Origin of the sequence: Levilactobacillus yonginensis, assembly GCF_964065165.1 — a bacterium.
GTDB classification, from domain to species: Bacteria; Bacillota; Bacilli; order Lactobacillales; family Lactobacillaceae; genus Levilactobacillus; species Levilactobacillus yonginensis_A.
On record NZ_OZ061550.1, the window covers coordinates 80160 to 92110 of the forward strand.

At 38.0% G+C, this 11951-nt stretch carries 11 protein-coding genes and 2 pseudogenes; 8 read left to right on the plus strand and 5 right to left on the minus strand.

Features of this window, described 5'->3' with window-relative positions:
- Positions 1 to 257 precede the first annotated feature (257 nt).
- Both AB3Y94_RS12775 and AB3Y94_RS12780 read left to right on the plus strand, forming a co-directional pair.
- Positions 258 to 1634, plus strand: a complete 1377-nt coding sequence (locus tag AB3Y94_RS12775) for an FAD-dependent oxidoreductase (RefSeq protein WP_024855732.1) — start codon at positions 258 to 260, stop codon at positions 1632 to 1634.
- 314 nt (positions 1635 to 1948) lie between these two features.
- Positions 1949 to 2878: an IS30-like element ISLpl1 family transposase gene (locus AB3Y94_RS12780; RefSeq protein WP_003561810.1), complete on the plus strand. Its 930-nt coding sequence runs from the start codon at positions 1949 to 1951 to the stop codon at positions 2876 to 2878.
- 226 nt (positions 2879 to 3104) lie between these two features.
- Here the strand turns inward: AB3Y94_RS12780 and AB3Y94_RS12785 are convergent, their stop codons facing one another.
- Both AB3Y94_RS12785 and AB3Y94_RS12790 read right to left on the minus strand, forming a co-directional pair.
- Complete coding sequence (locus AB3Y94_RS12785; protein WP_011669001.1) at positions 3105 to 3344, minus strand: hypothetical protein; 240 nt, start codon at positions 3342 to 3344, stop codon at positions 3105 to 3107.
- A 3-nt stretch (positions 3345 to 3347) separates the two neighbouring features.
- On the minus strand, positions 3348 to 4133 hold the full coding sequence (locus AB3Y94_RS12790; protein WP_042253662.1) for a ParA family protein: 786 nt from the start codon (positions 4131 to 4133) through the stop codon (positions 3348 to 3350).
- 1247 nt (positions 4134 to 5380) lie between these two features.
- Here AB3Y94_RS12790 and AB3Y94_RS12795 point away from each other — a divergent pair.
- Positions 5381 to 6064 carry a type II toxin-antitoxin system death-on-curing family toxin gene (locus AB3Y94_RS12795; RefSeq protein WP_052415599.1) on the plus strand — a complete coding sequence of 228 codons (684 nt, stop codon included), beginning with the start codon at positions 5381 to 5383 and terminating at the stop codon, positions 6062 to 6064.
- Positions 6065 to 6100: 36 nt separating this feature from the next.
- Complete coding sequence (locus AB3Y94_RS12800) at positions 6101 to 6286, plus strand: hypothetical protein (RefSeq protein ID WP_042253819.1); 186 nt, start codon at positions 6101 to 6103, stop codon at positions 6284 to 6286.
- A 48-nt stretch (positions 6287 to 6334) separates the two neighbouring features.
- On the opposite strand, the pseudogene AB3Y94_RS12805 reads toward AB3Y94_RS12800, so the two are convergent.
- Positions 6335 to 6577: pseudogene (locus AB3Y94_RS12805) on the minus strand (transporter); the annotation flags it as partial.
- A 243-nt stretch (positions 6578 to 6820) separates the two neighbouring features.
- Between AB3Y94_RS12805 and AB3Y94_RS12810 the strand changes: the two are divergent.
- The 3 genes from AB3Y94_RS12810 to AB3Y94_RS12820 all read left to right on the plus strand — a co-directional run bounded on the left by AB3Y94_RS12810 (position 6821) and on the right by AB3Y94_RS12820 (position 8789).
- Positions 6821 to 6994: a hypothetical protein gene (locus AB3Y94_RS12810; protein ID WP_367296553.1), complete on the plus strand. Its 174-nt coding sequence runs from the start codon at positions 6821 to 6823 to the stop codon at positions 6992 to 6994.
- Positions 6995 to 7074: 80 nt separating this feature from the next.
- Complete coding sequence (locus AB3Y94_RS12815; RefSeq protein WP_011373852.1) at positions 7075 to 7995, plus strand: IS30-like element ISLsa1 family transposase; 921 nt, start codon at positions 7075 to 7077, stop codon at positions 7993 to 7995.
- A gap of 527 nt (positions 7996 to 8522) precedes the next feature.
- Positions 8523 to 8789 carry a hypothetical protein gene (locus AB3Y94_RS12820; protein ID WP_024855818.1) on the plus strand — a complete coding sequence of 89 codons (267 nt, stop codon included), beginning with the start codon at positions 8523 to 8525 and terminating at the stop codon, positions 8787 to 8789.
- 320 nt (positions 8790 to 9109) lie between these two features.
- On the opposite strand, the gene AB3Y94_RS12825 is transcribed toward AB3Y94_RS12820, so the two are convergent.
- Positions 9110 to 9391 carry a putative quinol monooxygenase gene (locus tag AB3Y94_RS12825; protein WP_060463346.1) on the minus strand — a complete coding sequence of 94 codons (282 nt, stop codon included), beginning with the start codon at positions 9389 to 9391 and terminating at the stop codon, positions 9110 to 9112.
- Between the two features lie 819 nt (positions 9392 to 10210).
- Positions 10211 to 11386 carry an IS256-like element IS1310 family transposase gene (locus AB3Y94_RS12830; protein WP_003561746.1) on the minus strand — a complete coding sequence of 392 codons (1176 nt, stop codon included), beginning with the start codon at positions 11384 to 11386 and terminating at the stop codon, positions 10211 to 10213.
- A gap of 118 nt (positions 11387 to 11504) precedes the next feature.
- On the opposite strand from AB3Y94_RS12830, the pseudogene AB3Y94_RS12835 reads away from it, so the two are divergent.
- A pseudogene (locus AB3Y94_RS12835) lies at positions 11505 to 11951 on the plus strand (RepA); the annotation flags it as partial.

The following is an 11951-nucleotide window of genomic DNA, read 5'->3' on the forward strand; positions in this document are numbered from 1 at the left end:
AAGAAATTTCTTTCATTCTACCAAATTATGGGTGCTACTAAAGCTTTGCACCAGAACCGTTTCTTGTTGGTGGGCGATCTAGATTGTTAAAATAGTAAATTTCTTTCTCAACAAATTTCATTAGTTCCTAAAAGGAGTATTTTTAGTTGAATTTGATTGACTTATTTTTAGAATGATTCTAAACTATATTTGGACCTTTTTTGTAAGTAGATTCATCTTATTATTTGTCACCCATCTATTAGGAGGCTATATTTTTTATGTCGAAGACAAAAGTTATTGTTGTTGGTGCCTCGCACGGCGGCCATCAGTCGGTTTTGGAACTTACTCACAAATACTCAAACCTAGATATTAAACTATTCGAAGCGGGAGATTTTATTTCTTTTATGTCCTGTGGTATGGAATTATATTTAGAAAACAGTGTAACGAGTATTAATGATGTCCGTAATTTTAAACCTGCAGATCTCGAAAAATTTGGGACAGAAGTATATGCCAATCATGAAGTGACCAAAATAAATCCAGAAAATAAGCAAGTTACCGTGAAAGATTTAAGATCCGGTAAGATACAGAGCTATGATTACGATAAATTAATCTTAAGCTCAGGCGTAACTCCAAACGATTTACCCGTTCCTGGTCATGAGCTAAAAAACGTTTATTCAATGCGCGGCAAGGATTGGGCAGAAAAGATCAAAGCAAAATTATCTGACCCAGATGTTAAAAATATTACTGTTATTGGTGCTGGTTACATTGGTGTTGAAGCTGCTGAAGCCAGCATCAAAGCTGGAAAGAATGTTACATTAATCGACATGATTAATCGGCCTCTGGGCAACTACCTAGATACCGAATTAACAGATATTTTATCAAAAGAATTGACTAGCAAAGGCGTTCAAGTTGTCACTGGCGCTAAGATTGAATGCTATGAAGGGACTGAATCGGTTTCTGCTGTTAAGACCAACGATGCAGAATATCCTAGTGACTTGATCATTCAAGCTGTTGGAGTTAAACCTAATACTGATTGGTTAAAGGGAACGGTTGAACTAGATAAGCGCGGGTGGATTAAAACTGACAAATATTTGAGAACTAATCTGCCTGATGTCTATGCCATAGGTGATGCGGTGTTGGCCTATTCAATTCCTGCTCAGAGGAACATGCCGATAGCTTTAGCCACAGTTGCCCGACGTGAAGCCCGTTATGTAGTGGAACACATCTTTGAGAACACACCGTCTATGCCATTTTCAGGAGTAGTCGGCTCATCAGCATTAAGTGTTTTCGACTATCACTTTGCCACATCAGGTCTGAATATGACCACAGCCCAAAAGGCCGATATTAAGATTAACACATCTTTTTACAAAGACACTTTACGTCCAGCTTATGTCCCTATGGAGAAGGGAAATACAGAGGTCTACGTAGAGCTGGATTACAATCCAAACACTCATCAACTATTAGGTGGTGCTGTATTGTCAACTTATGATATCACTGCCCAAGGTAATGTTATTTCATTAGCCATCCAACAAGGATTAAAACTGGAAGATTTAGCCGAAGCTGACTTTTTCTTCCAGCCAGGCTTTGACCGACAGTGGAGCCTATTGAACTTAGCAGCCCAACGTGCTCTTGGTGAACTTGAGTTTACAAAATAGAAATTGTAACGACCACTTATAACTTGCTGTTTAGGATCACGAATAAATCAAAAAGAGGCTGTGACATAAGTCTCCACAAATAAGACGGTCTAGTGAGAATCTTCGGATTCTCACTAGACCGCCTTTTGATATAATGGAAAATAAAAAAGGCATCGGTCACACCCGATACCCACAGATTATCCCCGAAAGGACATCTAAATATGCAAGACTATTATGGTAGATTGTAAAATTAATCCGAACGCTGTTCGGACAAAAAAGATCAGCTTCCTTTAAAATGGTGTTTACCACAAACCCATCTTTTAGGAGCTGATCTTTTGTCTAGTATAACCTATTCCGAACGAATTAAAATCGAAACCTTTTGTGAACTAGGGCTGTCCAATATCCAAATGGGCGTTCGGCTGAACCGATCACCGTCAACAATTTCTTATGAATTATCTCGATGTCAACCTTATCAGGCTGAATTAGCACAAACAGATGCCGAATACAAGCGATCACGATGTGGTCGGAAAACTAAGCTGAGCGATGAGTTAAAGCAAAAAATTCTCAACCATTTACGTCTAAGCTGGTCACCAGGAATGATTGCTCACGAATTTAAACTAGCTACTAAATCTATTTATAATTGGCTAAATCAGGGGAGAATTGGTTTCTCCTTGAATGATCTACCTGAACATGGCGTACGCCAACGGCGTAACGTTGACCAACGATCCAAATATAATCAATCTTTGGGGCGATCAATTGAACAGCGTCCCATGATGATTAATCAACGTAATCGCATCGGCGATTTTGAACTAGATACAGTCGTTGGTCCTCGTGGGCATAGTAAGGCAGTTTTATTAACTTTAATCGATCGCAAATCACGGTTCCTTTGGGCATACCGGTTAAAAGATCGGACGACAGCGACTGTTAATGAAGCACTAACTAAGTTCCTAACCACTTTTAATGGTCCGGTGCACAGCTTTACTGTGGACCGTGGCACTGAGTTTAGTGGGCTAGTATCACTTGAATCACAATATGGTATTAAGACCTATTACTGCCATGCTTATACTCCAGCTGAACGTGGTAGTAATGAACGCTTTAATCGGAATTTACGTTATTTTTATCCTAAAGGGACTCGTTTTGAGCACATTAGTGCTCAAGATTTAACGACGACGTTACTCCAAATTAACCAGCGACCGCTTAAAATACTCGACTGGCAAACACCGTATCAGGTTATGCTGACAAATTTGTCCAAAAATTCGGATTAAATTTGCAATCTACCATATAAACGCATTCCGCTTAATTTAAACGGGCAAAGTATACATCTAAAAGGTGAACGTGTTGTCTGAGAGCGCGTAATTATTTACTTTTTTCTTTGTTAGCATCGCTGGATTCCAAAGCCTGCATTTGAGTCGTAAGCGTATTTTGTTCAGGTTAAATTAAAATTGCAAGTTACTTATTACAAGGTACAAGTTACAAGTTACAAGTTACAAGTTACTTGTAATCTGTATCTGGGTGACTCTTTTTATAGCTTCGAAGCCCACGCTTTATTATGTCATCTAAAATCTCAACCATTTTTGTATTTTCTTCGAAGGCAATTTTTCGAATATCATTGTAAAATGATTCTCTAACTCGTAATGGTTTTGTTTTTTCTTTTCGTTTAAAAGGAGAGTCGCCATCTTTTAATTGACTCTCTGCATCAATCTGATCTAAAAGACTTTTCTTTTCCGGCATATTCTACTCCTCCAACAGGTTAATTCGTGATAGAGCTTCATCTAACACTACTTGATACATATATAAAGCCCTTTTGTCCCACATATCCTCATCTTTAATTCCACTTTTTCCGAAACGTTTAACACGTTCTCTTTGAAATACGTTCCCATGAAATAGGGCTTTTCCAAAGGCTTGATTAGCGGCTTTCAACACTTCATGATCGACAGGTCCGTCTTTTTTAACCAGATAGGCAATAATGCCAAGCAAATCAAATGATTTGTCATAGTCTTTTCTAAGCCCTTGAAGATAGCTTACAAATTTTAAAGAACTTGAGTAAGATTGCTCTTGAGTCTGCATAACCATAATTACGTAATCTGAGGCTAAAACGGCATTATTTGTATATGCTGATAGCGTTGGCGGAACGTCTATTAAAATATAATCATAATCATTTCTAATTTTTGTTAGCAAAGTCTTTAAAAATAGTGGTCGGTCACTTTTCTTATACTCTTCAAGCATATCAGGAAGCAAAGATAAGCTCCAATCACTAGGCATCAGATCAAGGTAATCTGTGACGTGTGCAATGGACTCAGATAAATCCAGATTCTTAATACCATCAGTTAAACTTTTGGAATTTTTTTGTTTGAATACAGGAAATGTTTTTTCTATAATTTCACTAGCATTTCCTTGTGGATCAAAATCAATTAATAAGGTTTTTCTATGGGCTTTATTTAATAGATAAGAAAAGGTTACACAAGTTGTTGTTTTTCCAACTCCACCTTTAAAGTTTCCTATCGTGATCGATGTGGTCATACAGGATCCTCCAGACTTGAACTTATTAGTTCATAGTCATTGTAATGCAACGAGCATAGCAATTCAACGTAAATATAAAGATACAAATTACAAGTATCAAATTACATGAAACTTGTTACAAATTACTTTTGTTATTTTTGTGATTTTTGTTTATAAACAAGCTGAATAGTGGTATGGTTAATTCATAAAATAGAACATAAAAAAACACCCACCGACGGTAATCGGTGAGCGCCACATAAAAGTCATCATCATTTAATGACTATTATATCATGGCCGGTGCGATTTTTAAAGCCCTAGGGGACAAGCTGGGGTCTAAATCCAAGGGGACACGTTTGCCAGTGCGACTTCAATAAGTCTGGCTATACCACAACAAGGTCATCTGTACGGCTGGGTGGTGAATGGTGAGCGCGACCATTAACGGCGCGGGTGGTAAAACGAAGCTTCGGCTTGGTGCCACTGATTAGTTGGTGATCGAACAAAAATAAATACGTATTACCAACGCCTGCTAGGGCGTTTTTTAGTAGGTTAAACCGAAAACGTAGGTTTATAATGAGTGGTGGTAGCAATACCGCAATTGTACAGACAAGCGACGGGCGTTAACGACCGACGAACTAAGGGGAAACTTTTAGTAGTAGAATTGTACTCTGGTTCAGTTATTCCAAATAGCTGATTCCAGGGAACAATTCTGCGCTCAAAACGTCACTCCCTCTAAACTGAATGGAAAACCGTAACCCGTCAAGTCAAATTCCAAAGAAAAAAAGAAAGTTGGTGGAATTGTTGGAATGTAAGGATTACATTGTTCCATTGAATCCAGATGTGATCGTTAAGAAGACAATCTATCGGAGTTCTGCAAGAATTACTGAGCGACAAAGGAACCAAGTGAAGAGAGTTTTGCGTAGTCAAGGGTATCAGGGAAGAATTAGTAGTATTCGATACACTCGAGTAAATTACAAGTATTCCTTTAAAGTATCCGTGAAGTATCGGGGAAGTGTTGGCAAATTTTTGGTTAATACAAAGAATGAGACAGTTGAATTCAAGGGAATGGCCTAGATGTAATTTCAGTGAATTTCACAAACTCATTTTCCCCAATTAAAGCCAATCTGCGACCTATACCACTTCTTTTTTGGACAAGTTCACAATCAAAAAATAACGGAATGTGGAAGTACCGCGGTGAATGTGGGTTACTTGGGATAAGCCGCCTTATGTAAAGTAGAAATTGGTCTAGTAGAAAGCGGGAGGAAATCAGGTTGGAAAAGTTCGATGGAAACTTATTTTGTCCGGGAAATTCAAAAAAGCAAATAAATCAGTTTAAAAGAATGATCGCTAAGGATAACTTACCAGCCGTTAATAAGTCAGATAGATATTTACAAATGAGGAAAATTTCGGGTTCAGAGGATTCATATTCGTTAGATATTTTCTATAAAAAGGAAAAAGTCGGCCATTTCTATGTTAAAATTTCGGAGCCAGCTAAACTCACTGAAAAAATTTATAGTACAATCAATGAGCAATCGGAAAAAATGTTTCGTGAAGAAAGCGTATATGGAATTAAAGATTTAGCTGGGTTGGATCGTGCAAACAATTCGATATATGGTGGTTTTGGAAATTATGAGCCTTATCCCACGATTACATCTAAAGCTGCGGGGTTATGGTATAAGCTAGCTACTAGTCAATTTTTTAACAATGGTAATAAGCGTACTGCAATGTTAGCGGCCATTTATTTATTGAACATTAATTTTTATTCGTTTGATGTATTTGATGGTAATTATATGTATGACTTATCTTTGCAAGCTGCTAATCAGGAAATTAATGCTAAATATATCGAACGTTTTATCAACAAGCACGTTTCTTTGAATTATGAAAATATGGCTAATGCTTTGGAAAATGGCAACATCGACTTTTCAATCCCAATTGTTTTCAATAATACGAAATAGGTGTAGTATACTACTCAAAAGGAAGGGAGTTATCTCATGATGATGCGTATGCCAGCAAACAATATTGAGAATGGACGTAGTAATAAGGATGTTCAGAAAGCTAATTTCAAGACGGCCATATATAACTCATTAAATGATACGGAGACAATTAAAAAGAATTTGAATGATATTCTCAGCAACAAAGAAGTTAGGCGAGCTGTTGAGAAGCTATCAAAAGTTTAGCAATACTAAAAAGGCTCCCGGTTTAACACTGGAGGCCTTTTTTATAGGTTACATATTTTGAGGATGAATGTTTTTATCTTCGTAGCTTTTACTTGGGTGCTGTAACATGATGAATACTGCTGCGACAATTAGAACAACTATTGCTGGAAAGGCCATTGCCGCTGTAAATCCAAATAGTGCGCTTCCAATAATTCCTAGAACGGATCCAACTAATGAAATTCCATGTTTGTGTGACTGAATTAGAGCGATTATGTTTAGTACAATGCCGATCCAAGCCATAACATAGAAGAATGTTGCTACTGAGTCAGTAGATTGCAGTTTTAATTCCATTCTTAATTTTAATTGGGGTTATTTGTCTAGTTGTGGGGTTCTGGCATGATTTTAAAGACTTAACGGTCATTCAAAAAACCGGTATTATCTTGTGTGTAATTGGATACATCGTTCCGGTTGTGTTAAATTAGGTAATGAGAATTTTTCACTTAGGCTAAGGGTTAGTGTTCTGGTGCATGGTTATTGCGGAATGGAGAAGTAAATATGGCGAAAATAATGAAGATTATGGTTATGTTGTTGGTGCCACTTGGATTTATAACTACTGTAGGGGTAACAGCTCAAGCTAAAGCACAATCTACACCTAAATCTATACGAGGCACCTGGTATCAGTATAGAGGTAAAAATAAATTCTTTGTAATAGGCAAATTCTATAATTAATCCGAACAGAAATTAAAAAGCCCAAAGCAATCACTTACAATGGTAGTAGCTAATTCCAACCAATATAGGGAGTGATTACTTTGGGTACATCTACTTTATCACGTTTTCAACGTGGCGCACTAGCACAACTGGTCAATGAGGGGAATAAATCTTACCAAGTAATGGCTGACGCCTTAGGCGTCGCCAAAGCTACGATTAGCTATGAGTTGGACCGGGTTAAACCTTATGATCCAGAATTAGCTCAGCAAGATGCAGATCGCAAAAGGCGGAATTGCGGCCGTCGTTCGATGCTGACGGCAGCATTAGCGACTTTAATTACCAATCACTTACGATTAACCTGGTCACCAGAAACCATTGCGGCCGCTTATAACTTGAGCACTGCGTCAATTTATAATTGGCTTAATCGTGGCTGGCTCCCCTTCAAATTGACTGATCTACCCAATCGGAATGTCCGCCAGCACCGAGTGAGCGAAAATCGTGGGAAATTTACAAGTGGGACTTCCATCGAACAACGGCCAACAACTGTTAATCAACGGTTAGCTTTTGGTCATTGGGAAGTAGATACGGTGCTTTCTAGTCGAAGTGAGTCACGATCATGTCTGGTTACATTCGTAGAACGTAAGACCCGACTTCTATGGGCCATCAAAGCCCCTAATAGAACGGCTAAGGCTCTAAACACCGCCTTTGGCAAGTTTATGGGGGCCTTCGGTCCCCAAGTAAAATCCATTACTGTTGATCATGGTAAAGAGTTTGCCAATTATCAGGCCTTAGAACAGGATTATCAGATCAAAGTTTATTTTTGCCATCCATATTCACCATGGGAGCGAGGTTCCAATGAATATTTTAATAGACGGTTACGCTGGTTCTTCCCGAAAAAGACCAATTTTAGCCAAGTAACGACTGATGAGATCCTAGCAGCACTTGAACTAATTAATCAACGACCATTAAAAATACATCATCAACAGACTGCCATTGAAAGATTCCGGGCTTGTTCGGATTAAACTTGTAATTTGCCAATAAAAATTACGAAAAATAATGTGTATGTAAATAGTAAGTTGACGTATAGCACTAAGAAAAGTGGAGCAAATAAAATTTTTATCCAGAGCTTAAGTAAGAAAGTTACTCACGGCTCTGGGGTTAGTTACATTCTAAATGGTCATTATAAATATGAGTATCAAACGTTTGGAGAGTTTTGGTTATCGAAAGAAAAGATTTCGAATCGCAGAGTTTTAAAGAATTATCACCACATGGATCATTATAATGTGTTTACTAAAAATAAAATTAAACATAATTATTCTTACCACAAGGACAGCTTCAAAGATATTGGAAGATAACTACAAAAAAGCCATCTAAGAAGTTATTATGAGGGTATCTTCTTAGTTGGCTTTTTTACCTGAAAATTCCAATGGAATGTAGGAACGAAACTAATAGTAACACTGTGTCGATCGCTGAACAATAACAAATGGTATTGGTATTGCGCTTTTTTAAATTCTGTTGATAATTAAACAGTATGCTAGGTGGCAATATGATGGTAAATTTTATTGAATTCGTGTTTGGTTTTATAATTGATGCTATATCTTTTTCAATTCCAGACTTGCTTTTTGGACTTCCTAGAGTAAAACTACAGAAAAAAATTGCGATCAAGGCGAAAAAGCTTGGCTTATCTGCTGGTGATTTAAATAAGCTTGCTAATAAATTGCCATATACGATCACTGAGAAAAAGGGCGACTTTGATTTTTTTAATTGTTCTTATAGAGATTTAAAGAAGCTGTTAAATAAGATAAATACTAAATAAAGGGCCATTGAAAAGATAATTTTCAGTGGCTTTTTGCTTAGTATTTTTTGCCTTGCATATTAATTGGCCCCGACAATGTAGGTTTAACTTTCTTGCGTGGCATATTTTCCTTGTGACGTTTATACAGCAAGTAGAAGCATGTACCAGCAATGATCAGCAACGCGGGCCATGACGTAACAATCTTCCAGACGTCGATCAGTAGCATGATGCCTATGATCCACCATATCCACTGTGTGAAGAACTTGTATCCTGCCCATATAACTATGAGTGTTAGCAGTAAAAACATTGTGAGTGCCTCCTGTAACAGATAACTTCGATCATTAGTAGTCCATTCGCGTGATTTCAGGAGCTGACGTCAAATAATCATTAATGTGATCTAAGAAATTCTGAAAGTGGGGAGTTTCGTTGTGAGATTCGACTGCTTCTTGATCCTTCCAATGTTCGATTATTTCGTAATCGTTGTCGTTGAACAATGATTTAAAGTGACCGTAGAATTCATTACCAGCTTCCTTTGAAGAACAGACAACCAATTTGTTTACAAACGTTTCATACTGTGACGTCATTTCGGGTTTTACATGCAAAGCAACGTTAATAATTTTCATGAAATTACCTCCTATTGATTAATATAATAATACCGCTAATCCTGAGGACTAGCGGTATTATTGTTAAAATAACCGAATTATACAGGGTTAAGGTCTAGAGCGGCCTGTTAAACAATAATCTGATTTCATGCAATAATAACACTATGGTTATTATTTAGGCAAAATTGACTTTATTTGTTTGGCGCACATAAAAAACGTGTTAAAATACTTTTGGAGGTGATAATAATGACCACAGTAAAAGTCGATCTTAAACTAAGCGAGCAGTCAACTAAGCTACCTGATGGTTCAACTATCTATATATCTGATATGTATAGAGGCAGGCATTCAGATGTTGTGCACTTTAAATTTTTTAATAGCCCACACATGAATTTTTGCATTAACAAAGAAAGACTAGTTAACAACGCACACATAACGGCTCATGATCTTGCTAAGTATGAAGAATTCCTAATTAAATTGATTTAAGTTTTTTATAAAAGTCCAATTGATGTTGGTATCTTATAAAAGAGCTAAATTGCAGATTCCCTAATTAATCCGAACATAAAAGAGGCCACCTAAAAATAGCCTAGGCGGCCTCTTTTATATATCATTGTGCACATCATGAATGATAATAATTAACCTTCAAACACCATATCAGTCATAGATTTTTCTAATCTGTAAATGATTTCATGCTTTTCAATATAATTTATCCAGTTAGCACGGTGTTTACGTTGAGCAGATCCCATAGATGCACTAATTTTATTACGAATGCTGATAATGAATTGGTAGCGTCAAGAATCTTGTGTAAATGAAATGCCTTCGTACATATAATATGTATCTAACTTAAATAAATGATGCTTCCAAGGTGTCCTGGAGTCCTTTGAACCCTCGGTGGATCCGCTTCAGAGACTTCTCGTTATAAACATTAAACTGAGAAACCAGGAAGCGATCCAGTGAATCTTCCGTTGGAAATTGTTCTTTGTGGTGGGTGGTGCGCTTGAGATGCTTATTAAAGTTCTCAATCAGGTTAGTGGAGTATAGTGATTGCCGGATAGCTGGTGGAAAGTCCATGAAAGTGAGTAAATTCGGCATTTTAAGCAGATCTTTGATTAATTTGGGATAGGTCTGATGCCAGTTGTTGGCGAACTCATTCAGTTTCAGTTCGGCTGCTTCACGGTTGGCGGCCCGATGAACTTGTTTAAAGTCACTGATCACGGCCTTGCGGTCTTTTACGCGAACTTTGTTCATCAGATTCCGCCCAACATGAACCAGGCAACGTTGTCGTTTGGCTTTAGGGAAATGCCGATTCAAGCCTTCATCCAAACCAACTAACCCATCGGCCACAAACAACAGCACATCTTTAACGCCCTGCTTGATCAAGGTTCCCAGCAGTTCAGTCCAGATTCCAGTCGATTCCGTTGGCGCCACTTGGTAGTTCAGCACTTCTTTCGTACCATCTGGACGAATGCCAATCGCAATATGAACGGCTTCTTTTTGAACGGTATCCCGCTTTAACGGCAAGTAAGTGGCATCTAAGAAGATGGCCGCATATTGTGAAGCCAGTCGACGTTGCTGGAAAGCTTGAACCTGTTCATTGACGGCTTTAGTCATGTTGGAAACCGTGGCTTTGGAGTAGTGAGCACCGTACATTTTCTCAATGAGTTCGGCAATTTCAGCAGTGGTAATTCCCTTGGTATACAACTGAATGACCGTTGTTTCTAAATTATCACTGTGCCGACCGTAGGCTGGCAAGGTGTGATTTTCAAACCGGCCATTGCGATCTCGAGGAATGGTTAAGTTAAGTTGGCCGTACTTCGTATCAAACGAGCGCTCATAACTGCCGTTGCGGTTATTACCAGTGTTAATCCCAGCGTATGAGTAGCGTTCGTAACCCAAAAACTCTGCCAATTCGGTTTGAAGCAGCTGGTTAATCGCAATTTCGAGGTGGTGACGAAAAACTTCGTCCAAATCTTGCTTTTGGGCTAGTGCAGCGATAATTTCTGTGGTAAGTTCATTCATGGGGAATGCCTCCTGTGATATTTTCTGTGGTTACTAAATATCATAAGGGAAGGCATTCCCTATTTCTATACAATTCAGAAATCTTTTATGCATTTACACAAGATATTTTACGCTCTCCAAAAACGAACCAAATAGATTATATTTGGCAGATTTGGAAGTAACAGCAAAAGACGTTTATATTAAGCGAGAGCCATTAAAATCGCCTGAACCCCTTGGTACAAGCGGACTTCTCAAAAAGAGACAAGATCTAGACTATACTAATAATTTAGATACTAATAGATACAATATAGATACTCAAAAGTTGGACTTTTCCACAGCCAATTTCTCACCAGCAGAAATTCAAAAGCAAAACCAGGATTTGGTGAACCATGCTAATGATTTCTTAACTGACGAAGATAGTGGCTTACCGGTTTTCTTAGAACCAGAAGCTGTACAACTACTTAGTTTTTGGTGCCGTAACCCGCAACAGATGCGTCGCTTCGTTGGTATTATCTTAAATGCTAAGTACCGAGTTGAGAAGGATCATAAAGATATTGGCGTCATAATCCCACTGGACGGCGAAGAA

What these genes read in the sequence shown, in the direction of transcription:
- AB3Y94_RS12775 (WP_024855732.1), top strand. Translation starts at nt 258, where the DNA reads ATGTCGAAGACAAAAGTTATTGTTGTTGGTGCCTCGCACGGCGGCCAT.
- AB3Y94_RS12785 (WP_011669001.1), bottom strand. Translation starts at nt 3,344, where the DNA reads ATGCCGGAAAAGAAAAGTCTTTTAGATCAGATTGATGCAGAGAGTCAA.
- AB3Y94_RS12790 (WP_042253662.1), bottom strand. Translation starts at nt 4,133, where the DNA reads ATGACCACATCGATCACGATAGGAAACTTTAAAGGTGGAGTTGGAAAA.
- AB3Y94_RS12800 (WP_042253819.1), top strand. Translation starts at nt 6,101, where the DNA reads ATGATGATGCGTATGCCAGCAAACAATATTGAGAATGGACGTAGTAAT.
- AB3Y94_RS12810 (WP_367296553.1), top strand. Translation starts at nt 6,821, where the DNA reads ATGGCGAAAATAATGAAGATTATGGTTATGTTGTTGGTGCCACTTGGA.
- AB3Y94_RS12820 (WP_024855818.1), top strand. Translation starts at nt 8,523, where the DNA reads ATGGTAAATTTTATTGAATTCGTGTTTGGTTTTATAATTGATGCTATA.
- AB3Y94_RS12825 (WP_060463346.1), bottom strand. Translation starts at nt 9,391, where the DNA reads ATGAAAATTATTAACGTTGCTTTGCATGTAAAACCCGAAATGACGTCA.
- AB3Y94_RS12830 (WP_003561746.1), bottom strand. Translation starts at nt 11,386, where the DNA reads ATGAATGAACTTACCACAGAAATTATCGCTGCACTAGCCCAAAAGCAA.